Source organism: Bradyrhizobium sp. LeoB3 (assembly GCF_055456055.1).
This window is the reverse complement of record NZ_JBVBEF010000018.1, coordinates 50,097-73,331: the sequence shown is the minus strand read 5'-3', so window position 1 is coordinate 73,331 and position 23,235 is coordinate 50,097. Positions and strand designations below refer to the sequence as shown.

Sequence of the window (23,235 nt, the reverse complement as noted above, 5' to 3'; positions counted from 1 at the left end):
GAGCGTCCCGATGAATATCCACGAATATCAGGCCAAGGCATTGCTGCACGACTTCGGCGTGCCGATCTCGCGCGGCGTACCCGTGCTGAAGCCTGAGGATGCTGAGGTGGCGGCCAAGACGCTTCCCGGCCCGATCTGGGTGGTGAAGAGCCAGATCCACGCCGGCGGCCGCGGCAAAGGCAAGTTCAAGGAGGCCTCCGCCGGCGACAAGGGCGGCGTCCGCATCGCCAAGTCGGTGGCCGAGGTTGCTGCGTTCGCCAAGCAGATGCTCGGCGCGACGCTCGTGACGGTGCAGACCGGGGCGCATGGCAAGCAGGTCAACCGCCTCTACATCGAGGAAGGCTCCGAGATCGACAAGGAGTTCTATCTTTCGATCCTGGTCAACCGCGAGACCTCTGAGGTCTCGTTCGTGGTTTCGACCGAAGGCGGCGTCAACATCGAGGACGTCGCGCACTCGACCCCGGAGAAGATCATTACCTTCTCGGTCGATCCGGCCACCGGCATCATGCCGCATCACGGCCGCACCGTCGCGAAGGCGCTGAACCTTTCCGGCGATCTCGCCAAGCAGGCGGAAAAGCTCGTAAGCCAGCTTTATGCCGCGTTCGCGGCCAAGGACATGGCGATGCTGGAGATCAATCCGCTCGTCGTCACCAAGCAGGGGCAGCTCCGCGTGCTCGACGCCAAGGTGTCCTTCGACGAGAACGCGATGTTCCGCCATCCCGACGTCGCGGCGCTGCGCGACGAGACCGAGGAGGATGCCAAGGAGATCGAGGCGTCGAAATACGACCTCAACTATGTTGCGCTCGACGGCACCATCGGCTGCATGGTCAACGGCGCCGGGCTTGCCATGGCGACCATGGACATCATCAAGCTCTATGGCATGGAGCCCGCGAACTTCCTCGACGTCGGCGGCGGTGCTAGTGTCGACAAGGTGGCCGCGGCGTTCAAGATCATCACCGCGGACCCCAATGTGAAGGGCATCCTGGTCAACATCTTCGGCGGCATCATGAAATGCGATGTGATTGCCGAGGGTGTCGTCGCTGCGGTCAAGCAGGTCGGCCTGAAGGTGCCGCTGGTGGTGCGGCTCGAAGGCACCAATGTCGAGCAGGGCAAGAAGATCATCAACAATAGCGGTCTCAATGTCCTGCCCGCTGATAATCTCGATGACGCCGCGCAGAAAATCGTGAATGCCGTCAAGGGAGGCTAGCAATGGCTCAGGACCATCTCGCCGCACCGTCACCGCTTCCGGAGCACAAGAAGCTCGGAGTATTCGCGGGTGAATGGGCCGGCGAGGAGGTGGTCTACCCGTCGCGCTGGAACCCGGGCGGTCCCGCCACCTCGCATGTGGTGGCGCGGATCGACCTCAACGGCTTCTACCTGATCCAGGACTCGCGGCAGACGCGCGATGGCCAGGAGATATTCGCTACCCATGCCCTGTTCACCTATGACCGTGACGACCGGCTCTACAAATTGTTCTGGCACGATTCGCTCGGCTACTACCCGCCGTCGCCGGCGTCCGGAAGCTGGGTCGGCAAGACGCTGACGCTCGTTCGCGGCTCGCTGCGCGGCAACGCGCGTCACCTCTACGAGGTCGTCGACGACAACAGCTACACCATGAAGATCCAGTTCTCGCCCGACGCGGAAGGATGGGCAGACGTGCTCACCGGCGTGTATCGGCGTGTCCACTAAGCCTGATCCGGCTCAAACAACTAAACCTGTCACCGGCGTTTCGCGAAAGCATCTGAAGACATGTCCATCCTGATCGACAACAACACCAAGGTCATCTGCCAGGGTTTCACCGGCAAGAACGGCACTTTCCATTCGGAAGCGGCGATCGCCTACGGAACCAAGATGGTCGGCGGCACGTCGCCCGGCAAAGGCGGCTCGACCCATCTCGGCCTGCCGGTGTTCGACACCGTGCGCGAGGCGCGCGAGAAGACCGGCGCCGATGCGTCGGTGATCTATGTGCCGCCGCCGGGCGCGGCGGACGCGATCTGCGAGGCGATCGATGCGGAGATCCCGCTGATCGTCTGCATCACCGAGGGCATCCCGGTGCTCGACATGGTGCGCGTCAAGCGCTCGCTGTCGGGCTCGAAGTCGCGGCTGATCGGACCGAACTGCCCGGGCGTCATGACCGCCGGCGAGTGCAAGATCGGGATCATGCCGGCCAACATCTTCCGGCCCGGCAGCGTCGGGATCGTTTCGCGCTCGGGCACGTTGACGTACGAGGCCGTGTTCCAGACCTCGCAGGAGGGGCTCGGCCAGACCACGGCTGTCGGCATCGGCGGCGACCCGGTCAAGGGCACCGAATTCATCGATGTACTGGAAATGTTCCTGAAGGACGACGCTACCAAGTCGATCATCATGATCGGCGAGATTGGCGGCTCGGCCGAGGAGGATGCCGCCCAGTTCATCAAGGACGAGGCCAAGCGGGGCCGCAAGAAGCCGATGGTCGGCTTCATCGCCGGCGTTACCGCCCCTCCCGGCCGCCGCATGGGTCATGCCGGTGCGATCATCTCCGGCGGCAAAGGCGACGCCGGTTCCAAGACCGCGGCCATGGAAGCGGCCGGAATCACCGTTTCTCGGTCACCCGCACGCCTCGGGCATACCCTTGCCGAGAAATTGAAGTCTTGATTCAGTCCTTGGTTCTTTTCGGCGCGAAGTTTAGGATTAAATAGGGTAAACCATCCTAATCTCAGCCGGCCGGCCTTCCGGGCCGGCTGCTTGCGCCGTCACTTGCGCGCGAACCGAAAATCACCAGGACGCTATCATGTCTCGCCAGGATGCGAACGCCGCTTTTGCCCTTTCCTCCTTTTTGCAGGGCACCAACGCCACCTACATTGACGATCTCTACGCCCGCTACGAGCAGGACCCGGCGTCGGTCGACACCGACTGGCAGGATTTCTTCAAGAGCCTGAAGGACACCCCGGCGGACGTCCAGAAGAACGCCGAAGGGCCGTCCTGGAGCCGTCCCAACTGGCCGGTGACGCCGCGTGACGACCTGACCTCGGCGCTGGACGGCAATTGGGCGCAGGTCGAGAAGGCCGTTGGCAACAAGATCGCCGCCAAGGCGCAGGCCAAGGGCGCCGAACTCTCGCCAGCCGACGTCAACCAGGCGACGCGTGATTCGGTGCGGGCATTGATGTTGATCCGCGCCTACCGCATGCGCGGCCACTTCCACGCCAAGCTCGACCCGCTCGGCATCGAGGCGCCGCGCGACCGCGAAGAGCTCGATCCGCGCACCTACGGGTTCACGGAAGCCGATTTCGACCGCAAGATCTTCCTCGACCACGTGCTCGGGCTCGAATACGGCACCTTGCGCGAAATCGTCGCGATCTGCGAGCGCACCTACTGCCAGACGCTCGGCGTCGAGTTCATGCATATCTCCAATGCCGCGCAGAAGGCGTGGATTCAGGAGCGCATCGAGGGGCCGGACAAGGAGATCAGCTTCACCCCTGAGGGGCGCCGCGCGATCCTGAACAAGCTGATCGAGACCGAGGGCTTCGAGAAATTCTGTGACGTCAAGTTCACCGGCACCAAGCGTTTCGGCCTCGATGGCGGCGAATCGCTGATTCCGGCGCTGGAGCAGATCATCAAGCGCGGCGGCAATCTCGGTGTGAAGGAGATCGTGGTCGGCATGCCGCATCGCGGCCGCCTCAACGTGCTGACCCAGGTGATGGGCAAGCCGCATCGCGCGCTGTTCCACGAATTCAAGGGCGGTTCGGCCAATCCCGACGCCGTCGAAGGCTCCGGCGACGTGAAGTACCACCTCGGTGCTTCCTCGGATCGCGAGTTCGATGGCAACAGCATCCATCTGTCATTGACCGCGAACCCCTCGCATCTCGAGATCGTCGACCCCGTGGTGCTCGGCAAAGTGCGCGCCAAGCAGGACCAGCATGACGATCCGCCGGACATGCGTATTTCCGTGCTGCCGCTCTTGATGCATGGCGACGCGGCGTTCGCCGGCCAGGGCGTGGTGGCGGAATGCTTCAGCCTGTCCGACCTCAAGGGGTATCGCACCGGCGGCTCGCTGCACTTTATCGTCAACAACCAGATCGGCTTCACCACCTATCCGCGCTACTCGCGCTCCTCGCCCTATCCGTCCGACGTGGCGAAGATGATCGACGCGCCGATCTTCCATGTGAACGGCGACGATCCGGAAGCGGTGGTGTTCGCGGCCAAGGTCGCGATCGAGTTCCGCCAGAAGTTCCACAAGCCCGTGGTCATCGACATGTTCTGCTACCGCAGGCATGGCCACAACGAGGGCGACGAGCCGGCTTTCACCCAGCCGGTGATGTACAAGAAGATCGCCTCGCATCCGTCCACGCTGGATATCTATGCCAAGCGGCTGATCGCCGAGGGTGTTGTCACCGAGGGCGAGGTCGAGAAGGCCAAGTCCGACTGGCGCGCCCGGCTCGATGCTGAATTCGAGGCCGGCGCCAGCTATAAGCCGAACAAGGCCGACTGGCTCGACGGCAAGTGGGCCGGCTTCAAGATCGCGGACCAGGAGGAGGACGCGCGCCGGGGTGTCACCGGCGTCGATGCCGCCGTGCTCAAGGACATCGGCCGCAAGATCACCAAGGTGCCGGATGGCTTCCGCGTCCACCGCACCATCCAGCGCTTCCTCGATAACCGTGCGAAGGCAATCGACGGCGGTGTCGGCATCGACTGGGCGACCGCTGAGGCGCTGGCATTCTGCTCGCTGCTGGAGGAAGGCCATCACGTCCGCCTGTCCGGCCAGGATTCCGAGCGCGGCACCTTCTCGCAGCGCCACTCGGTCTTGATCGACCAGGAGGACGAGAGCCGCTACACGCCGTTCAACCATCTCGGCGGTGACCAGGGACACTACGAGGTCATCAACTCGCTGTTGTCGGAAGAAGCGGTGCTCGGCTTCGAATACGGCTATTCGCTCGCCGAGCCGAATGCGCTGGCGATCTGGGAGGCGCAGTTCGGCGACTTCGCCAACGGCGCCCAGGTGGTGTTCGACCAGTTCATCTCGTCGGGTGAGCGCAAATGGCTGCGCATGTCCGGCCTCGTCTGCATGCTGCCGCATGGCTACGAAGGGCAGGGTCCGGAACATTCTTCGGCCCGTCTCGAGCGCTTCCTGCAGATGTGCGCCGAGGACAACATGCAGGTGGTCTATCCGACCACGCCGGCCAACCATTTCCACGTGCTGCGGCGGCAGTTGCATCGCGAGATCCGCAAGCCGTTGATCATGATGACGCCGAAGTCGCTGCTGCGGCACAAGCGCGCCGTCTCGCGGCTCGAGGAACTGGCCAAGGGTACGACCTTCCACCGCATCCTCTACGATGACGCCCAGATGCTGCCGGATGAAAAGATCAAGCTGCAGCCGGACGCCAAGATCCGCCGCGTCATCCTGTGCTCGGGCAAGGTCTATTACGACCTCTACGAAGAGCGCGAGAAGCGTGGCATCGACGACATCTATCTGCTGCGCATCGAGCAGCTCTATCCGGTGCCGTTGAAGGCGCTGGTGCAGGAGCTTGGCCGCTTCAAGGGCGCCGAAATCGTGTGGTGCCAGGAAGAGCCGCGCAACATGGGTGCCTGGCACTTCATCGAGCCCTATCTCGAGTGGGTGCTGAACCAGATCCATGCGCCGAACAGGCGTCCACGCTACGCCGGCCGCGCGGCCGCTGCGGCGACCGCCACGGGCTTGATGTCGAAGCATCTCGCGCAGCTCAAGGCGTTCCTGGACGAGGCGTTGAACTGACATTCGATCCGTCATGCCCCGTGAAAGCGAGGCATTCAGTAACCCGCGCTGCCGCTGCTTGATTGCAGCCGCCGCGGGTTATTGGATCCTCCGCTTTCGCGGAGGATGACAGCTAGAGTTTATGACCGCACAGGTTGTTTTAAGGAAACGAGACCATGACTGAAATTCGCGTCCCGACGCTAGGCGAATCCGTGACCGAGGCCACCATCGGCCGCTGGTTCAAGAAGGCCGGCGATGCCGTTGCCGTCGATGAACCCTTGGTTGAGCTCGAGACCGACAAGGTCACGATCGAGGTGCCGGCGCCTTCCGCCGGTACGCTCGGCGAGATCATCGCCAAGGACGGCGAGACCGTCGCGGTCGGCGCGCTGCTCGGTCAGATCACTGATGGCGCCGCCGGCGCTGCCGCCAAGCCGGCCGCCGCAGCGGCACCGGCCAAGCCCGCGGCTGCACCGCCGCCGCCTCCCCCGGCTGCTGCCGCGCCTGCGCCGTCAGCACCGAAGGCACTCCCTGCGGATACGCCGCTGGCACCGTCGGTGCGCAAGCTCTCGGTTGAAAGCGGGATCGATGCCTCCACCGTGCCGGGCTCCGGTAAGGATGGCCGTGTGACCAAGGGCGATATGCTGGCGGCGATCGAGCGGGCGGCTTCCGCGCCGACGCCGGTCTTTCAGCCGGCGGCTTCGGTGCAGGTGCGGGCGCCGTCGCCGGCGGACGATGCCGCGCGCGAAGAGCGCGTGAAGATGACGCGGCTGCGCCAGACCATCGCGCGGCGGCTGAAGGATGTGCAGAACACGGCGGCGATGCTGACGACCTTCAACGAGGTCGACATGAGCCACGTCATGGCGCTGCGCTCCCAGTACAAGGACGCGTTCGAGAAGAAACACGGCGTCAAGCTTGGTTTCATGGGCTTCTTCACCAAGGCCTGCGTGCAGGCCTTGAAGGAGATCCCGGCGGCGAACGCCGAGATCGACGGCACCGACCTGATCTACAAGAACTACTACCACGTCGGCATCGCCGTCGGCACCGACAAGGGCCTGGTCGTGCCGGTGGTGCGGGATTGCGACACCAAGTCGATCGCGGAGATCGAGAAGGGAATCGCCGATTACGGCCGCAGGGCCCGCGACGGCCAGCTCAAGATCGAGGAGATGCAGGGCGGCACTTTCACCATCACCAATGGCGGCATCTATGGTTCGCTGATGTCGACGCCGATCCTGAACGCGCCGCAGTCCGGCATCCTCGGCATGCACAAGATCCAGGAGCGCCCGGTGGTGATCGGCGGCAAGATCGAGATCCGCCCGATGATGAATCTGGCGCTGTCCTACGATCACCGCGTGATCGACGGCAAGGAAGCCGTGACCTTCCTGGTGCGCGTCAAGGAAAGCCTGGAAGACCCGGCGCGGCTGGTGCTGGATCTCTGAGCTTGCTTTCGTGCGGCGCCCGAATTTCTCGGGCGTCGTGACCGGTGTCGCATGAACGTTCAGGGGCGAATGTGACGGACAAGGTCGTTGTCATCACCGGCGGCAGCCGCGGCATCGGTCGCGCCACCGCCATCGCCGCGGCGGCGCGAGGCTTTCGCGTCGTTGTCGGCTACGCCAGCAACCAGGCGGCGGCCAACGAAGTCGTCTCCGCGATCGAGGCCAGCAATGGCAAGGCGATCGCGGTGAAATGCGACGTCGGCAGCGAGGCCGACATTCTTGCGCTGTTCAAGGCGGCCGACGAATTCGGCGCGCTCGGCGCGCTCGTCAACAATGCCGGCATCGTCGGTCCGTCGATCCGGGTCGAGGACATGTCGGCCGAGCGCATCGAGCGCATGATGGCGGTCAACGTCACCGGCAGCATTCTGTGCGCGCGCGAGGCGGTGAAGCGAATGTCGACACGCAATGGCGGACAGGGCGGCGTCATTGTCAACCTGTCGTCGGTCGCGGCCAAGCTCGGCTCGCCCAACACCTATGTCGACTATGCCGCCTCGAAAGGCGCGATCGACTCCTTCACCATCGGCCTTGGTCATGAAGTCGCGGCCGAAGGCATCCGCGTCGCCGGGATCCGCCCCGGCCTGATCGATACCGAAATCCACGCCTCCGGCGGTGAGGCCGATCGTGCCCATCGCCTCGCTCACGCGGTGCCGATGAAGCGCGTCGGCACCGCGGAGGAAATCGCCAACGCCATCGTCTGGCTGATGTCGGACGAGGCCTCATATGTGACAAGCGCCATCCTTGATGTCTCAGGCGGCCGCTAATACCTGTCACGGACTTCAGCAGCAGGATCTTCGAAATGGCTTCTTATGATCTCGTCGTCATCGGCACCGGGCCCGGTGGATATGTCTGCGCGGTGCGCGCGGCGCAACTTGGCATGAAGGTCGCGGTGGTCGAGAAGAACCCGACGCTTGGCGGCACCTGTCTCAACGTTGGCTGCATGCCGTCCAAGGCACTGTTGCACGCCTCCGAGATGTTCGAGGAAGCCGCGCATTCCTTCGCCAAGATGGGCGTCAGCGTATCGGCGCCGAAACTCGATCTGCCCTCGATGATGAACTTCAAGCAGCAGGGCATTGACGGTAACGTCAAGGGCGTCGACTTCCTGATGAAGAAGAACAAGATCGACGTGCTGAAGGGCGCTGGCAAGATTCTTGGCGCGGGCAAGGTCGAGGTCTCCGCCAATGGCAGCACGCAGACGGTCGAGACCAAGAACATCGTCATTGCCACAGGCTCCGATATTGCGCGGCTGAAGGGTATCGAGATCGACGAGAAGCGCATCGTGTCGTCAACCGGCGCGCTGTCGCTGGAGAAGGTGCCGGAAAGGCTCTTGATCATCGGTGCGGGCGTGATCGGACTCGAACTCGGCTCGGTGTGGAAGCGCCTCGGCGCGGAGGTCATGGTGGTCGAATTCCTCGACCGCATCCTGCCCGGCATGGATGGCGAGATCGCCAAGCAGTTTCAGCGCATCCTTGAAAAGCAGGGCTTTGCATTCAAGCTCGGCACCAAGGTGACCGCCGTGGATACCTCGGGCAAGACTCTATTGGCCAAGGTCGAGCCCGCCGCGGGCGGGGCTTCGGAAACGATCGAAGCCGACGTGGTGCTGGTTGCGATCGGCCGCGTGCCCTTTACCGATGGCCTCGGCCTGAAGGAAGCCGGCGTCGCGCTCGATAATCGCGGCCGGGTGCAGATCGACCCGCATTTCGCGACCACCGTGAAAGGCATCTATGCGATCGGGGACGTCGTTGCCGGGCCGATGCTGGCGCACAAGGCCGAAGATGAAGGCGTGGCGGTTGCCGAGATCATCGCAGGCCAGGCCGGCCATGTGAACTACGATGTTATCCCAGGAGTCGTGTATACCACGCCGGAAGTTTCTTCCGTCGGCAAGACCGAGGAAGAGCTCAAGCAGGCCGGCATTGCCTATACCGTCGGGAAATTTCCGTTCACCGCCAACGGACGCTCCAAGGTCAACCAGACCACGGAAGGATTCGTCAAGATTCTCGCAGATGCGAAGACCGATCGGGTGCTTGGCGTGCACATCATCGGCCGCGAAGCCGGCGAAATGATCCATGAAGCCGCGGTTCTCATGGAATTCGGCGGCTCCGCCGAGGATCTGGCGCGCACCTGCCACGCCCATCCGACCCGCTCCGAGGCGATCAAGGAAGCTGCGCTTGCGGTCGGCAAGCGGGCCATCCATATGTGATCGACGCCCGGCCTGAGCAGGGTCCGTAAAGGATTATGCTCGAAGGTAAAATCTGGCCGGGGTCGAGACAACAGATGCTGCGCCGCCTGCTTCAGCCTTTCTGGGTCCTGCTCGCGATCATCTTCCTGATCGAGGCGTGGCTTTGGGATCACCTCGAGCCGATCGTGGCGCGCGTGGTGGCGCTGATCCCGCTGCGCGCGTTCAAGCAGTGGCTTGCCGATCGGGTCGATTCGTTGTCGCCGGCAATGACGCTGATCGTGTTCATCGTGCCGGTGATCCCGTTGTTTCCGCTCAAGCTGGTGGGCCTTTGGCTGCTCGCCCACGAACATTGGCTGAGCGCGATCGGCACCCTCCTGTTCGCGAAGTTTCTCGGCGTCGGCGTCACCGCTTTCATCTTCGACGTGACCCGCCCGAAGCTTCTGGAGATGCGCTGGTTCGAGGCGCTCTATGATTTCGTGCTGAGGATGCGCGCGAAAGCCGTCGCGCTGATCGATCCGATCAAGCTGCGCATCCTCGAGATACTGCGCGGCAGCGGCAACGGCTGGTCGGCGCGAACGATCCGGCTGATCGCCCGCTTCCGCAGGAGCGTGCAGCAAGCGCGGTGATTGCTCATCGCGCCAAACCGTCTAACCGCGGGCTCGGTTCACCTCTCCCACAGGGAGAGGTCGAATTGCGCAGCAATTCGGGTGAGGGGGTTCGCTTTATCGTGGGACTGTAACCCCTCACCCGCGCCTTCGGCGCGACCTCTCCCTATGGGAGAGGTAAAGAGGGCTCGCCGCGCATTTTGCTAATGCAAATGCAGCAAATGCGGCGAGTACAGGCCCAGCGCGGTGATGACGATGCCGGCGAGCGTCAGCAGGCCTGAAATCCAGGCCAGCGCGATGATGCCGGTGATGATGGTCGCCGATGCCAGCACGATCGCGATCTGGAAGGCGGCGGAGGCGATCTCGAAGTGGTGGTATTTTGCCGTCGCCTCGTCGCGCTGGTGCTCGGCATGTTTGGCACGTTCGGCGAGCTGCTCGGTGCCTTCGCCGGTCTCGGGTTCGGAGCGATAGCGCGCCGCCGTTTTCTGCCAGTCATCGAGCTGCTTTTGAATCGTCGCCCTGATGGCATCGTCTGTGGTGGTGGCAAGGGTCAGCTTGCCCTGCTCGGCGGCCGTCTGCACCGCGGTGCGCCGGATGCTCTTGGCCTGGAAAAACGCCCACAGGTTCGACGCCTCGACGTTCTTGCTGATCGATTCGGTCTGCGCCCCCTTGCCCAGCGTCTCCGAGAGCGCCAGGAACAGCGCGATCACGGCAATCAACAGCGCGATCTTCTTGTTCTCGCCGGATGCATGCTCGGCGTGCTCCGCATGCTCCATACTCTCATGTGCGCTCATGCTTCTCTTCTCCGCAAGACTCGCCACGATTGACCGAATGTGACGTTCGACGCAAGACTTAAGGCATTCTGAAACGTTGCTTAAGGGAATCCTTTATCAGTCGTTTCTAGTTTTCAGTATGACATTCGTAGACTTCATTGCTGCCTGCTTCTGGCCGCTCGTTGTCCTGTTTGGGCTGTTGCTGGCGATCGTCAAAAACCCTGCGCTGTTTCGCTATCTGCTGGCGTGGGCAGGCGGACTTAGCGTCTTTTATCTTGGCGCATATTTTTTCTACGGCAAGAGCTCGATCATCGCCATCGTCGATGTGTACGTGCTCGGGGCGGTCCTTGGAATTGCAGCCGTAGGGTGTGCGTACAGCAGATGGAGATACGACCGGCGGACGGTGCAGGCGGCGGACTTCAAGGAGAAACTTTCCTGGGTCGGTCTTTTCCTCGTTGGTTTGGCCATGGTCTGGATATCAGCCACAACCCTGTTTGCAGATTTCTTCCAGCCGCGCATGGTGCTGGAAGGGCGGGTTACAAAATTGCGAACCGAGGGAAGACTGCCCCGGCCTGGTCTTGCGGATATCGCGGGCCGGACAGTGAAGGCTACGACGCCCGTCTATGAACGCCTGAAGTTCAAGCCGTATGTTCGTGTCGAGGTCGGCAGGGGCTCCAACTACATTTTCCAGATCGAGTATTTGTCCGATTGAAATGCGGTTCAGCCCCGCGGATGCGCGGAGCGATAGACCTCGAGCAGTCGTTCCGTATCGATGCCGGTATAGATTTGCGTGGTCGAGAGCGAAGCGTGGCCGAGCAATTCCTGGATCGCGCGCAAATCGCCGCCGCGGCTGAGCAGGTGGGTCGCGAACGAATGCCGCAGCGCGTGCGGGGTGGCGCTGTCGGGCAGGCCGAGCGCGCCGCGCAGCCGCTCCATGGCGAGCTGGATGATGCGCGGGCTCAACGGGCCGCCGCGGGCGCCGACGAACATCGGGCCGGTGGGCGGCAGCGGATGCGGGCAGGTCGCCGCGTAGTCGGCAATGAGCTGCAACACGTTTTGCAGCACCGGCACCATGCGGGTCTTGTTGCCTTTGCCGGTCACGACCAGTACGTCGCCTTCGCCGGGTTTCGGCACGTCGCGACGTTTCAAGCCAAGCGCCTCGGAGATGCGCAGGCCCGAGCCATAGAGCAGTGCCATCACCGCCGCATCACGTACCAGGATCCAGGTCTCGCGTTCCTCGCCGGCGCGCTCGTCGGCATCGGCGAAGCGTTTTGCCGCCGCCACGTGGATCGGCTTCGGCAGGCTCTTTGCAACCTTGGGCGCGCGGATCGCGGAGAGGGCGCCGACCTTGCCCTTGCCTTCGCGCTCGAGGAATCGGCCGAACGAGCGCAGGCCAGCCAGGGCCCGCATCAGCGAGCGTCCGGCGACATCGTCGGCGCGGCGCATCGCCATGAACGCCCTGATATCGGTGGCCTCGAGGGCCGCAAAACCTTGCAGCGTTACCCGCGTGCCCCAGTGCTGGGCAAGAAAGGCGAGGCATTGGCGGACGTCGCGGGCATAGGCCTCCAGCGTTTTCGGCGACAATCGCCGTTCGGCACGCAGATGCGATAGCCAGTGCGCCATCTCCTGCGTGACGGTTTCGTCGGCGCAGTCGAGTTCGATCACGGGAACGGCGGGAAGCGCTTTGGCCATGGACCTGTCTTATGGACCTGTCTTGACGGACCTGTCTTGGAGGCGATCTTGGAGGCAATGGTTTAAGCCATTATATCGCATCGCTTTCGTTTACCGTTCGCTAACTTGCGCCAGCGGCTCTAACCTCACCTGCAATCGGAACTTACGATCTCCTGAATGGACACCGCGCGCAGCCACGCTTCCTCGCTCACGCCGACCTCCATGGTCGATGTACTGGTCCCGGTCGCGCTCGACCAGACCTATTCCTATCGCGTGCCGCGCGGCATGGATCTGAAGGCCGGCGATGTCGTCGCGGTACCGCTCGGTGCGCGCGAGGTGATGGCGGTGGTCTGGGCGGAAAACGCCAAGCCCGATCCGCGGCTGCACAACCGGCTGAAGGATGTCAGCGAGAAGCTCGACGTGCCGCCGCTGAAACCGGAGCTGCGCGCGCTCGTCGATTGGGTGGCCAATTACACGCTGTCCGCCCGCGGCATGGTGCTGCGGATGACGCTGCGGATGGGCGAAAATCTCGGCCCCGAGCGAATGCGTCTGGGCGTACGGCTGGTTGGCGAGCCGCCGCGACGAATGACGCCGGCGCGGCATCGGGTGATCGAATTGCTCTCCGACCGCCTCTTGCACGGCAAGTCGGAAGCGGCGAGGGAAGCCGGCGTGAGCAGCGGCGTGATCGACGGCCTCGTCGATGAGGGCACGCTGACGGTCGAGCCGATGCCGCCGCCACCAGCGCCGCCCATGCCCGATCCGGATTACGCGCAGCCGGACTTCTCGGGCCAGCAACGCGCCGCCGCCGATGCGATGCGGACGCTGGCGGCGAGCGGCAGTTTTCATGTGGCCCTGCTCGATGGCGTCACAGGATCGGGCAAGACCGAGGTCTATTTCGAGGCGATCGCCGAAAATATCCGCCGTAACAGGCAGTCGTTGATCCTGATGCCGGAGATTGCGCTGACTGGCCAGTTCCTCGATCGCTTCGCGCAGCGCTTTGGCGTGCGTCCGCTGGAATGGCATTCCGAGCTCTCGCCGCGCACCCGCGCCCGCAATTGGGCGGCGATCTCGGGCGGTGAGGCGCCGGTGGTGGTCGGCGCGCGCTCGGCGCTGTTCCTGCCCTATGCCGATCTCGGGTTCATCATCGTCGATGAAGAGCACGACCAGGCCTATAAGCAGGATGATGGCGCGCATTACCATGCCCGCGACATGGCCGTGGTGCGCGCGCATATCGCCAAGATCCCGATCGTGCTCGCCTCCGCCACGCCATCGATCGAGAGCGAGGTCAATGCGCGCAAGGGGCGTTATCAGCGCATCGCGCTGCCTTCGCGCTTCGGCGGCCAGCACATGCCGCAGATCGAGGCCATCGATTTGCGGCGCGAGCCGCCCCTGCGTGGCCGCTTCATCTCGCCGCGGCTCGCCGAGCAGATCCGCTACGCGGTGGAACGGCGCGAGCAGGCGCTTTTATTCCTCAATCGCCGCGGCTATGCGCCGCTGACGCTGTGCCGCGCCTGCGGACACCGCTTTGCCTGCACCATCTGCGATGCCTGGCTGGTCGATCATCGCTTCCGCCAGCGCCTGGTCTGCCACCATTGCGGTTTCTCGATGCCGCGCCCGAACATCTGCCCGCATTGCGCGGCGGAGGAATCGCTGGTGGCGGTCGGCCCGGGCGTGGAGCGGCTGCAGGAAGAGGCTGCGGCGCTGTTTCCCGGCGCGCGCACCATGGTGCTCTCCAGCGACCTCATCACCTCGATCGAGACCATGCGCAGCGAGCTGAATGAGATCGCCGAAGGCCGGGTCGACATCATCATCGGCACGCAGCTTGTGGCGAAAGGCCACAACTTCCCGCGCCTCAATCTGGTCGGCGTGGTCGATGCCGATCTCGGCCTCGGCAATGGCGATCCGCGTGCGGCCGAGCGCACGTTCCAGCTCCTCAACCAGGTGATCGGGCGCGCCGGCCGCGAGCAGGGCCGCGGCGTCGGGTATCTGCAGACCCATCAGCCCGAGCATCCCGTGATGAAGGCGCTGGTCGCCAACGACCGCGAGGCGTTCTACGCCAGCGAGATCGAATCGCGCGAGCGCACCGGCTATCCGCCGTTCGGGCGATTGGCGAGCCTGATCATCTCGGCGGGGGACCGGCCCACGGCGGAGGGCTTTGGGCGCAAGCTGGCCTCGGTCGCGCCGCTCGACGAGCGCATCCAGGTGCTCGGCCCGGCGGAGGCGCCGCTTGCGGTCATCAAGGGCCGCTACCGCTTCCGCCTGCTGGTGAAGTCGCTGCGTTCGGTCGATCTGTCGCAGTACTTGCGCGAATGGCTGGCGGCCGGGCCGAAGACCACGGGCAACCTCAAGCTCGAGGTCGACGTCGATCCGCAGAGCTTTTTGTAGCCCTCTCGCCGTCATTCCGGGGCGCGACGAAGTCGCGAGCCCGGAATCCATCGGACCGCGCGCGCAGGTGGCGCGATGGATTCCGGGCTCACGCTACGCGTGCCCTGGAATGACGGCGGCGAACTCATGAAAAAGCCTGCCGTCATTTCTGACGGCAGGCTCTCATCGGCACGCGGAAAGTTCCGCGGCCGTACTCTACGCAACGCTTACCGAAGCTGGCCGGAAACGGCGCCTGAAGGGGCGCCTTTAGGAGACGACCTCGGCGGTGACACGGCCGACGCCGGCACCAGTCAGGCCGATGGCACGGGCGGCGCCCGTGGAGAGATCAAGCACACGGCCGCGGATAAACGGGCCACGATCATTGATGGTGACGATCACGCTGCGGCCACCATGGGTCACGCGCAGCTTGGTGCCGAACGGCAGGCTGCGATGGGCCGCGGTCATGGCGTTCTGGTTGAAGCGCTGACCGGAGGCGGTGCGGCTGCCCGATTCGTTGCCGTAGAAGGACGCCACGCCCGAGAAACTGCGGCCGCCGGTGCTGGGCGCAAACGCCGCATTGGCATCGCGCGACGCCGCGTCGGTTGCGGCACGGGCCTGGTGATGGTGATGGCGATGATGGTGGTGCCGGGATTTAGCCGACGCTTCGGTGATGCTTCCACCAACCAGGAAAGTTGCGGCGACGACAGCCAGCGCCGCGCGCGACGGCCGGGTTGCGTTGCCCCGAGCCGGCTTCTTGTATTTCAACATTCAAGACCCTCAAGCAGTATTGCCACATACGTGGCAAATGGAACCCCCGTCCCTTCGTCGACCAAGGCCGTGTGATTTCGCAATGAGGCATGAATTGGGCAGTAAATTCGGAATGTATCAGGCTGAAATATCTTGTTACTGCCGGTACCCGCTCGACAGCTTTCACTAATCTTTCGCTTTAACTAATTTTTAACCCAGTGAATACTTACGATTACTGTTGATTTACGTTTAGGAAACATTTCCGCAAGTAATCACGGAATAGAGAGCGGCTGGCCATTTTGTTCCCGCGCCCGCGCTCCGGGCAGGCATGCGATTGCCGATGGAACGATGGGTCGCCTCCCTGTCTCTCGATCGAAATTCCTGCACGCAGAATTTCGCCGGCAGGGTCCTCGCGGCGCTTCGTTGCGGCCGTGCGACAAGGCATCACCTAGATGTGACGTCGTGTTGCACCTGCGCGCCTGCCATGCTAGCAAAGCCGCGATTTTAACGATCCCGGCACTCCGCGTGTCGGTCGAAAATCGAAGTCCCGCTTGAATTCCAAGGGCTTGGATCGCTAGGCGCCGCTGCAGCGGCGACGGTTTTTCCCTTGCGAATTTGACAGCAAAAAAGAGCGCGTCTGTGGCTGCTGAAGATCCGTCCGTTTCGGGAGTTGCCGGTCGTTACGCAACGGCCCTGTTCGATCTGGCTCGCGACGAAAAGTCCGTCGATGCCGTGAAGTCCGATCTCGATAAATTCAATGCCCTTCTGAATGAGAGCGCCGATCTGAAGCGCCTCGTTCGCAGTCCGGTGTTTTCCGCCGAAGCGCAATTGAAGGCGCTCTCCGCGGTGCTCGACAAGGCCGGTATCTCCGGCATCACCGCCAAGTTCCTGAAAGTGCTCACCTCCAATCGCCGCTTGTTTGCGGTCGCGGACGTGATCCGCGCCTACAACGCGCTGGTGGCGAACTTCAAGGGCGAGGCGACCGCCGAGGTCACCGTCGCGGAAGCGCTCAATGACAAGAATCTCGACGCGCTGAAGGCCGCACTGAAGTCGGTGACGGGCAAGGACGTCGCGCTCAACGTGAAGATCGATCCCTCCATCATCGGCGGCCTTGTGGTCAAGGTCGGTAGCCGCATGGTGGATAGTTCGCTTCGCACCAAACTCAATTCGATCAAGCACGCGATGAAAGAGGCAGGCTGATGGACATCCGCGCCGCGGAAATTTCCGCGATCCTCAAGGACCAGATCAAGAATTTCGGCCAGGAGGCCGAGGTCACCGAAGTCGGCCAGGTGCTGTCGGTCGGTGACGGTATCGCCCGCGTCTACGGGCTGGACAATGTCCAGGCCGGTGAAATGGTCGAGTTCGAGAACGGCACCCGCGGCATGGCGCTCAACCTCGAAAACGACAACGTCGGCATCGTGATCTTCGGCGCTGACCGCGAGATCAAGGAAGGCCAGACCGTCAAGCGCACTCGCGCCATCGTCGACACGCCGGTCGGCAAGGGGCTGCTCGGCCGCGTCGTCGATGCGCTCGGCAACCCGATCGATGGCAAGGGTCCGATCCAGGCTGACAAGCGCATGCGCGTCGACGTGAAGGCGCCGGGTATCATTCCGCGCAAGTCGGTGAACGAGCCGATGGCGACCGGCCTGAAGGCGATCGATGCGCTGATTCCGATCGGCCGCGGCCAGCGCGAGCTGATCATCGGCGACCGCCAGACCGGCAAGACCGCGATCGCGCTCGACACCATCCTCAATCAGAAGCCGCTCAACGCCCAGCCGGACGAGAGCATCAAGCTGTATTGCGTCTACGTCGCGGTCGGCCAGAAGCGTTCCACCGTGGCGCAGTTCGTGAAGGTGCTCGAAGAGCAGGGCGCGCTGGAATATTCGATCGTGGTTGCCGCCACCGCGTCGGACCCCGCGCCGATGCAGTACATCGCGCCGTTCACCGGCTGCACGATGGGCGAATATTTCCGCGACAACGGCATGCACGCGGTCATCATCTATGACGATCTTTCGAAGCAGGCCGTCGCCTATCGCCAGATGTCGCTGCTGCTGCGCCGCCCGCCGGGCCGCGAAGCCTATCCGGGCGACGTGTTCTATCTGCACTCCCGCCTGCTCGAGCGCGCCGCCAAGCTCAACAAGGAGCACGGTTTGGGCTCGCTGACCGCGCTGCCGGTGATCGAAACCCAGGCCAACGACGTGTCGGCCTACATCCCGACCAACGTGATCTCGATTACCGACGGTCAGATCTTCCTGGAAACCGACCTGTTCTTCCAGGGCATCCGTCCCGCGGTGAACGTCGGTCTGTCGGTGTCGCGCGTCGGATCGTCGGCGCAGACCAAGGCGATGAAGAAGGTCGCCGGCAAGATCAAGGGCGAGCTCGCGCAGTACCGTGAAATGGCGGCGTTCGCGCAGTTCGGCTCCGACCTCGACGCCTCGACCCAGCGCCTGCTCAACCGCGGCTCGCGCCTGACCGAGCTGTTGAAGCAGCCGCAGTTCTCGCCGTTGAAGATGGAAGAACAGGTCTGCGTGATCTGGGCCGGCACCAACGGCTATCTCGATCCGCTGCCGCTCAACAAGGTGCGTGCCTTCGAGGACGGCCTGCTGTCGCTGCTGCGCGGCAAGAATGCCGACATCCTCGACGCGATCCGCGATAGCCGCGACCTCAACGACGACGTCGCCGCCAAGCTGAAGAACGTGGTCGAAGGTTTCGCCAAGACGTTTGCCTAAACGTCGTCGCGGCCGGACAAGGGTGCGGAGCTGGTCTTCGCGCCTGCTGCTCCCGGCCGACGAGAAGCGGATGCCCGGCGCAGGCGCCGGGCAGAACAATGGGATAGGCTAGCGGTCGGATCGCCCGATCGGATCGCCGGGGTGGACGAAGAATGGCGTCACTAAAAGACATGCGGGTCCGCATCGCCTCGACCAAGGCGACGCAGAAGATCACCAAGGCCATGCAGATGGTGGCGGCGTCAAAGCTGCGCCGCGCGCAGACCGCGGCCGAGGCCGCCCGGCCCTATGCAGACAAGATGGGCGCCGTGATCGGCAATATCGCCAGCGCCGCCGCAGGCTCGCCCGGCGCGCCCGCGCTGCTCGCCGGGACGGGTAGGGACCAGGTGCATCTGCTCCTGGTCTGCACCGGCGAACGTGGCCTTTGCGGTGCATTCAACTCCGCGATCGTACGATTGGCGCGTGAGCACGCGCTGTCGCTGCTCGGTCAGGGCAAGGAAGTCAAATTCTTCTGCGTCGGCCGCAAGGGCTATGAGCAGCTTCGCCGCCTGTTCGAACGGCAGATCGTCGAGCATGTCGACCTGCGCGCGGTGCGGCAGCTCGGCTTCGTCAATGCCGAGGACATCGCCAAGAAAGTGTTGGCGCGCTTCGATGCGAGCGAATTCGACGTCTGCACGCTGTTCTATTCACAATTCAAATCGGTGATCGCGCAAGTCCCGACCGCGCAGCAGGTCATTCCGCTGGTGGTGGAAACGCCGGCCGGAAACGGCGGTCCGGCGACCGCCTACGAGTACGAGCCGGAGGAGGACGAGATCCTCACCAGCCTGTTGCCGCGTAACCTCGCCGTGCAGGTATTCCGTGCACTCCTGGAAAACAACGCCTCGTTCTACGGCGCGCAGATGAGCGCGATGGACAACGCGACGCGCAACGCCGGTGAAATGATCCGCAAGCAGACGCTGGTCTACAACCGAACCCGTCAGGCGATGATCACCAAGGAACTGATCGAAATCATTTCCGGCGCCGAGGCGGTCTAACCAAGGGAGCGCGAAATGGCTTACGTCACATCGGCTACCACCAAGGGCGGACGCAACGGCCGCTCCGTGCTCGACAACGGCGGGCTGGCGCTCGCAATGGCGCTGCCGAAGGAATTGGGCGGCGCCGGCGACGGCCACAATCCCGAGCAGCTTTTTGCGCTGGGCTATTCGGCCTGCTTTGGCCAGGCCATCCTCGTGGTCGCCAAGAACCATGGCGTCGACGGCCAGGCGGCAAAGGTCACGGCCGACGTGACGCTCAATACCGATGGCGGCTTTTCGCTCGCCGTCGAACTCAAGGTTTCAATCCCAGGCGCTGATAAGGCCAAGGTCCAGGCGCTGGTCGAGGAAGCTCACACGGTGTGCCCGTATTCGAAGGCCACTAAAGGTAATATCCCGGTCAAGCTGACCGTGGTTTAAAGCATGATCCGGAAAAGTGGGGACCGGTTTTCCGAAGAGATCATGCGCAAAAAAAGATGCGATCATGATCCGACCTGTCGGATCATGATCTGGAAATTCGGATCGAAGGAGACAGAGTAAATGGCTACAGCAGCCAACCAGATCGGTCGCGTCACCCAGGTTATGGGCGCCGTCGTCGACGTCCAGTTCGAGGGCCACCTGCCGGCGATTCTCAACTCGCTGGAAACCAAGAACGGCGGCAGCCGTCTCGTGCTCGAGGTGGCGCAGCATCTCGGCGAATCCACCGTGCGGACGATCGCGATGGATACGACCGAGGGTCTGGTGCGCGGCCAGGAAGTGACCGATACCGGCGAGCCGATCCGGGTGCCGGTCGGCGTCGGTACGCTCGGCCGCATCATCAACGTCATCGGCGAGCCGATCGACGAGGCCGGCCCGATCAAGGCCGAAGGCGTTCGCGCGATCCACCAGGAAGCGCCGACCTATACCGACCAGTCCACCGAGGCGGAAATTCTCGTCACCGGCATCAAGGTCGTCGATTTGCTCGCGCCTTACGCCAAGGGCGGCAAGATCGGCCTGTTCGGCGGCGCCGGCGTCGGCAAGACCGTGCTGATCCAGGAACTGATCAATAACGTTGCGAAAGCGCACGGCGGTTACTCGGTGTTCGCCGGCGTCGGCGAGCGTACCCGCGAAGGCAACGACCTCTATCACGAGTTCATCGAGTCCAAGGTCAATGCGGACCCGCGCAATCCCGATCCGAGCGTACAGTCGAAATGCGCGCTGGTGTTTGGCCAGATGAACGAACCGCCGGGCGCACGCGCGCGCGTCGGCCTCACCGGCCTCACGGTGGCCGAGCACTTCCGCGACCAGGGTCAGGACGTGCTGTTCTTCGTCGACAACATCTTCCGCTTCACGCAGGCCGGCTCCGAAGTGTCGGCGCTGCTCGGCCGCATCCCGTCGGCGGTGGGTTACCAGCCGACGCTTGCGACCGACATGGGCGCGCTGCAGGAGCGCATCACCACCACCCAGAAGGGCTCGATCACTTCGGTGCAGGCGATCTATGTGCCGGCCGACGACTTGACCGACCCGGCGCCGGCGACCTCCTTCGCCCACTTGGACGCCACCACCGTGCTGTCGCGCGCGATCTCGGAGAAGGGCATCTATCCGGCGGTGGACCCGCTCGACTCGACCTCCCGCATGCTGTCGCCGCTGGTCGTCGGCGAGGAGCATTACAACACCGCGCGCATGGTGCAGCAGGTGCTGCAGCGCTATAAGTCGCTGCAGGACATCATCGCCATCCTCGGCATGGACGAGCTTTCGGAAGAGGACAAGCTGACGGTGGCCCGCGCCCGCAAGATCGAGCGCTTCCTGTCGCAGCCCTTCCATGTCGCCGAAGTCTTCACCGGTTCGCCGGGCAAGTTCGTCGAGCTCGCCGACACCATCAAGGGCTTCCGCGGCTTGTGCGAAGGCAAGTACGACCACCTGCCGGAGGCTGCCTTCTACATGGTCGGCACCATCGAAGAGGCGGTCGAGAAGGGCAAGAAGCTGGCTGCCGAAGCAGCTTAAGCACACTCGTCATTGCCGGGCTTGGCCCGGCACTCCATCAAGGCAGAACTCTTTGATCGATGGACCCGCGGGTCACGCCCGCGGGTGACAGCGGAAAGAACGGAAAGACCATGGCCACCTTCCACTTCGACCTCGTCTCCCCCGAAGCGCTCGCTTTCTCCGGCGAGGTCGATCAGGTCGATGTTCCCGGCGTGGAAGGCGATTTCGGCGTGCTCGCCGGTCACGCACCGGTCGTGGCGGCGATCCGTCCGGGCATCCTGACCATCACGACCGGCGGGGCGCATCAGAAGATGGTGGTGCTCGGCGGTCTTGCGGAGGTCTCCGACAATCGCCTCACTGTGCTCGCTGATGTCGCGACCTCGATCCAGGAAGTCGATCGCGCCGAGTTCAGGGAAACCATCGCCGAGATGGAAGAGAACCTGAAAGAGAAGCACGGTTCGGAGCTCGACCGCGAGATCGAGCGGCTCGACCACTTCAAGAGCATCGAGAACATCCTCAACGCGACGGCTATGCACTAGGCCCCGGTGCACCGCGCCGGGGCCGAACAAAAACTTGAACGACCTTCGTCCGTCACATCGTGGCGGACGAAGGTTTTTCGATGCCGAATTCCAAACATTGCGCGGGCTTAGAGCTTCGGTTCTGATTGGATCAGAACCGAAGCTCTAGATTCTTGTTTTGACGCGTTATTCACGCGAATCGGTATCCACTTCGCTCGAAAACGCTCTAACGGCGCTGCGTCCTGCTTGAAACCGCAGCATTGGCGTCCACCATCGGCGCCACTGCGACCGTGACATTCTGGGTCCCGCCGCCGCGCTCGATTGTCAGCCTGACCTGCTCCCCGATGCGAGCGAGGCCGACACGGTTACGGAGCTGCGCAGCGCTGCGGATCGGACGATCGTCGGCTCGCAGCACGACATCGCCCTTGCGCAGACCGGCGGCCTCCGCAGGCGATCCCGGACTGATGTCGGCGATCCTGGCCCCCTCGCTGCGCCCGCCGTCCGTCGAGGGATGCATATCCTGCAGCGAGACACCGATCCGGCCGCGCACGACCTTGCCGTTCTCGACGATCTGGTCCATCACGCGGCGTGCCATGTTGATCGGGATCGCAAAGCCGATGCCGACATTGCCGCCGGCCGGCGAAATGATCGCCGAGTTGATGCCGATCAGTTCGCCCTTCAGATTGATCAGCGCGCCGCCGGAGTTGCCGGGGTTGATCGCGGCGTCGGTCTGGATGAAATCCTCATAGCCCTGTTTGCCCAGCCCGGTGCGGCCGAGCGCGCTTACAAGCCCCGATGTCACGGTCTGGCCGAGGCCGAAGGGGTTGCCGATGGCAATGACGAAATCGCCGACTTCAAGCGCATCGCTGTCGCCCAGTGCAATCGCCTTGAGTGCGGTCGGGGAGTGGATTTTCAGGACCGCGATATCGGTCGCGGGATCGCGGCCCATTACCTTGGCAGAAAACTGACGACCGTCCTTGGTCGTGATCTGGACCGCCGAGACCTGATCCACCACGTGATTGTTGGTCAGGATGTAGCCCCGCTCACCGTCGACGATGACGCCGGAGCCGGTTGCGCTGATCTCCTTCTCGAGTTGCTTCGGGACATCGAAGAATTCGCGGAACAGCGGATCGCGATAAAGCGGGTTGTCCTCGCGGATTTTGCCATGCACGGAGATATTGACGACCGCGGGAGTCACTTCGCGTACCAGGGGCGCCAGCGTCGGCACCGTGCCCCCGGTTTTCAGATTCGGGACCTGACCTGCCGCCGGCACGATGATGATGAGCGCGCCGAGCACGGCGCCGAATGCAGTCGATATTGCTCGCTTCACGTCCGCTCTCTCTATCGGTCCAGCTGGAATCCCGCGCGCAAGATGTCGCGAGAAAGCAAATCCCGCTGCCACGCGAACCATGGCATCGCCAGCAGCGCGGACGCCTGATTGACCCATGCCAAAGCCAAAATA

General features: G+C 63.5%; 20 protein-coding genes. 16 read left to right on the top strand and 4 right to left on the bottom strand.

All coding sequences use genetic code 11. The features are described 5' to 3' along the window. The first annotated feature begins 10 nt into the window (after positions 1 to 10). From sucC to ACZXDY_RS15145, 8 genes are all read left to right on the top strand, one after another. Positions 11 to 1,207: an ADP-forming succinate--CoA ligase subunit beta gene (gene sucC, locus ACZXDY_RS15180; RefSeq protein ID WP_464346039.1), complete on the top strand. Its 1,197-nt coding sequence runs from the start codon at positions 11 to 13 to the stop codon at positions 1,205 to 1,207. Between the two features lie 2 nt (positions 1,208 to 1,209). Continuing rightward, positions 1,210 to 1,689 carry a DUF1579 family protein gene (locus ACZXDY_RS15175; RefSeq protein ID WP_130228374.1) on the top strand — a complete coding sequence of 160 codons (480 nt, stop codon included), beginning with the start codon at positions 1,210 to 1,212 and terminating at the stop codon, positions 1,687 to 1,689. 60 nt (positions 1,690 to 1,749) lie between these two features. Beyond that, entirely contained in the window at positions 1,750 to 2,634 is an 885-nt protein-coding gene (sucD, locus tag ACZXDY_RS15170) for a succinate--CoA ligase subunit alpha (protein WP_464346038.1), read from the top strand. A gap of 136 nt (positions 2,635 to 2,770) precedes the next feature. Continuing rightward, entirely contained in the window at positions 2,771 to 5,728 is a 2,958-nt protein-coding gene (locus ACZXDY_RS15165; RefSeq protein WP_464346037.1) for a 2-oxoglutarate dehydrogenase E1 component, read from the top strand. Between the two features lie 155 nt (positions 5,729 to 5,883). Further along, the gene (odhB, locus tag ACZXDY_RS15160) at positions 5,884 to 7,143 is read left to right on the top strand and encodes a 2-oxoglutarate dehydrogenase complex dihydrolipoyllysine-residue succinyltransferase (protein WP_464346036.1); all 1,260 of its coding nucleotides are present in this window, start codon (positions 5,884 to 5,886) and stop codon (positions 7,141 to 7,143) included. A 71-nt stretch (positions 7,144 to 7,214) separates the two neighbouring features. Continuing rightward, on the top strand, positions 7,215 to 7,961 hold the full coding sequence (locus ACZXDY_RS15155; RefSeq protein WP_464346035.1) for an SDR family oxidoreductase: 747 nt from the start codon (positions 7,215 to 7,217) through the stop codon (positions 7,959 to 7,961). Between the two features lie 35 nt (positions 7,962 to 7,996). Further along, positions 7,997 to 9,397, top strand: coding sequence for a dihydrolipoyl dehydrogenase (gene lpdA, locus ACZXDY_RS15150; RefSeq protein ID WP_028166244.1), 1,401 nt, complete (start codon positions 7,997 to 7,999; stop codon positions 9,395 to 9,397). Positions 9,398 to 9,471: 74 nt separating this feature from the next. Further along, positions 9,472 to 10,002, top strand: coding sequence for a hypothetical protein (locus ACZXDY_RS15145; protein WP_464346034.1), 531 nt, complete (start codon positions 9,472 to 9,474; stop codon positions 10,000 to 10,002). A gap of 182 nt (positions 10,003 to 10,184) precedes the next feature. Here ACZXDY_RS15145 and ACZXDY_RS15140 read toward each other — a convergent pair whose 3' ends face one another. Continuing rightward, positions 10,185 to 10,775, bottom strand: a complete 591-nt coding sequence (locus ACZXDY_RS15140) for a DUF4337 domain-containing protein (protein WP_456645269.1) — start codon at positions 10,773 to 10,775, stop codon at positions 10,185 to 10,187. A 118-nt stretch (positions 10,776 to 10,893) separates the two neighbouring features. On the opposite strand from ACZXDY_RS15140, the gene ACZXDY_RS15135 reads away from it, so the two are divergent. Beyond that, a complete protein-coding gene (locus ACZXDY_RS15135; RefSeq protein WP_464346033.1) occupies positions 10,894 to 11,466 on the top strand; it encodes a hypothetical protein in 573 nt (190 codons plus the stop codon). 8 nt (positions 11,467 to 11,474) lie between these two features. Here the strand turns inward: ACZXDY_RS15135 and ACZXDY_RS15130 are convergent, their stop codons facing one another. Next, positions 11,475 to 12,446 (bottom strand): tyrosine recombinase XerC, encoded by a 972-nt coding sequence (locus tag ACZXDY_RS15130; RefSeq protein WP_464346032.1) that lies wholly within the window; start codon positions 12,444 to 12,446, stop codon positions 11,475 to 11,477. 156 nt (positions 12,447 to 12,602) lie between these two features. Here ACZXDY_RS15130 and ACZXDY_RS15125 point away from each other — a divergent pair, with 156 nt between their 5' ends. Next, the gene (locus tag ACZXDY_RS15125; RefSeq protein ID WP_464346031.1) at positions 12,603 to 14,810 is read left to right on the top strand and encodes a primosomal protein N'; all 2,208 of its coding nucleotides are present in this window, start codon (positions 12,603 to 12,605) and stop codon (positions 14,808 to 14,810) included. Between the two features lie 246 nt (positions 14,811 to 15,056). On the opposite strand, the gene ACZXDY_RS15120 is transcribed toward ACZXDY_RS15125, so the two are convergent. Beyond that, positions 15,057 to 15,557: a septal ring lytic transglycosylase RlpA family protein gene (locus tag ACZXDY_RS15120; RefSeq protein ID WP_028166249.1), complete on the bottom strand. Its 501-nt coding sequence runs from the start codon at positions 15,555 to 15,557 to the stop codon at positions 15,057 to 15,059. Positions 15,558 to 16,175: 618 nt separating this feature from the next. Here ACZXDY_RS15120 and ACZXDY_RS15115 point away from each other — a divergent pair. The 6 genes from ACZXDY_RS15115 to ACZXDY_RS15090 all read left to right on the top strand — a co-directional run bounded on the left by ACZXDY_RS15115 (position 16,176) and on the right by ACZXDY_RS15090 (position 21,794). Beyond that, a complete protein-coding gene (locus tag ACZXDY_RS15115; protein ID WP_028166250.1) occupies positions 16,176 to 16,736 on the top strand; it encodes a F0F1 ATP synthase subunit delta in 561 nt (186 codons plus the stop codon). Further along, positions 16,736 to 18,265, top strand: coding sequence for a F0F1 ATP synthase subunit alpha (gene atpA / locus ACZXDY_RS15110; protein WP_130579676.1), 1,530 nt, complete (start codon positions 16,736 to 16,738; stop codon positions 18,263 to 18,265). The genes ACZXDY_RS15115 and atpA overlap by 1 nt, the downstream gene beginning before the upstream one ends. 152 nt (positions 18,266 to 18,417) lie before the next feature. Continuing rightward, on the top strand, positions 18,418 to 19,296 hold the full coding sequence (locus ACZXDY_RS15105; RefSeq protein ID WP_028166252.1) for a F0F1 ATP synthase subunit gamma: 879 nt from the start codon (positions 18,418 to 18,420) through the stop codon (positions 19,294 to 19,296). A gap of 15 nt (positions 19,297 to 19,311) precedes the next feature. Next, positions 19,312 to 19,713, top strand: coding sequence for an organic hydroperoxide resistance protein (locus ACZXDY_RS15100; protein WP_028166253.1), 402 nt, complete (start codon positions 19,312 to 19,314; stop codon positions 19,711 to 19,713). A gap of 120 nt (positions 19,714 to 19,833) precedes the next feature. Further along, positions 19,834 to 21,276, top strand: a complete 1,443-nt coding sequence (atpD, locus tag ACZXDY_RS15095) for a F0F1 ATP synthase subunit beta (RefSeq protein WP_028166254.1) — start codon at positions 19,834 to 19,836, stop codon at positions 21,274 to 21,276. A gap of 110 nt (positions 21,277 to 21,386) precedes the next feature. After that, on the top strand, positions 21,387 to 21,794 hold the full coding sequence (locus ACZXDY_RS15090) for a F0F1 ATP synthase subunit epsilon (RefSeq protein ID WP_130225347.1): 408 nt from the start codon (positions 21,387 to 21,389) through the stop codon (positions 21,792 to 21,794). Positions 21,795 to 21,999: 205 nt separating this feature from the next. Here ACZXDY_RS15090 and ACZXDY_RS15085 read toward each other — a convergent pair whose 3' ends face one another. After that, the gene (locus tag ACZXDY_RS15085) at positions 22,000 to 23,103 is read right to left on the bottom strand and encodes a trypsin-like peptidase domain-containing protein (RefSeq protein WP_464346030.1); all 1,104 of its coding nucleotides are present in this window, start codon (positions 23,101 to 23,103) and stop codon (positions 22,000 to 22,002) included. Positions 23,104 to 23,235: the final 132 nt, after the last annotated feature.

Bases quoted from the DNA above. Each gene is read 5' to 3' on its own strand.
- sucC (WP_464346039.1), top strand. From the start codon at position 11: ATGAATATCCACGAATATCAGGCCAAGGCATTGCTGCACGACTTCGGC.
- ACZXDY_RS15175 (WP_130228374.1), top strand. From the start codon at position 1,210: ATGGCTCAGGACCATCTCGCCGCACCGTCACCGCTTCCGGAGCACAAG.
- sucD (WP_464346038.1), top strand. From the start codon at position 1,750: ATGTCCATCCTGATCGACAACAACACCAAGGTCATCTGCCAGGGTTTC.
- ACZXDY_RS15165 (WP_464346037.1), top strand. From the start codon at position 2,771: ATGTCTCGCCAGGATGCGAACGCCGCTTTTGCCCTTTCCTCCTTTTTG.
- odhB (WP_464346036.1), top strand. From the start codon at position 5,884: ATGACTGAAATTCGCGTCCCGACGCTAGGCGAATCCGTGACCGAGGCC.
- lpdA (WP_028166244.1), top strand. From the start codon at position 7,997: ATGGCTTCTTATGATCTCGTCGTCATCGGCACCGGGCCCGGTGGATAT.
- ACZXDY_RS15145 (WP_464346034.1), top strand. From the start codon at position 9,472: ATGCTGCGCCGCCTGCTTCAGCCTTTCTGGGTCCTGCTCGCGATCATC.
- ACZXDY_RS15140 (WP_456645269.1), bottom strand. From the start codon at position 10,775: ATGAGCGCACATGAGAGTATGGAGCATGCGGAGCACGCCGAGCATGCA.
- ACZXDY_RS15135 (WP_464346033.1), top strand. From the start codon at position 10,894: ATGACATTCGTAGACTTCATTGCTGCCTGCTTCTGGCCGCTCGTTGTC.
- ACZXDY_RS15130 (WP_464346032.1), bottom strand. From the start codon at position 12,446: ATGGCCAAAGCGCTTCCCGCCGTTCCCGTGATCGAACTCGACTGCGCC.
- ACZXDY_RS15125 (WP_464346031.1), top strand. From the start codon at position 12,603: ATGGACACCGCGCGCAGCCACGCTTCCTCGCTCACGCCGACCTCCATG.
- ACZXDY_RS15120 (WP_028166249.1), bottom strand. From the start codon at position 15,557: ATGTTGAAATACAAGAAGCCGGCTCGGGGCAACGCAACCCGGCCGTCG.
- atpA (WP_130579676.1), top strand. From the start codon at position 16,736: ATGGACATCCGCGCCGCGGAAATTTCCGCGATCCTCAAGGACCAGATC.
- ACZXDY_RS15105 (WP_028166252.1), top strand. From the start codon at position 18,418: ATGGCGTCACTAAAAGACATGCGGGTCCGCATCGCCTCGACCAAGGCG.
- ACZXDY_RS15100 (WP_028166253.1), top strand. From the start codon at position 19,312: ATGGCTTACGTCACATCGGCTACCACCAAGGGCGGACGCAACGGCCGC.
- atpD (WP_028166254.1), top strand. From the start codon at position 19,834: ATGGCTACAGCAGCCAACCAGATCGGTCGCGTCACCCAGGTTATGGGC.
- ACZXDY_RS15090 (WP_130225347.1), top strand. From the start codon at position 21,387: ATGGCCACCTTCCACTTCGACCTCGTCTCCCCCGAAGCGCTCGCTTTC.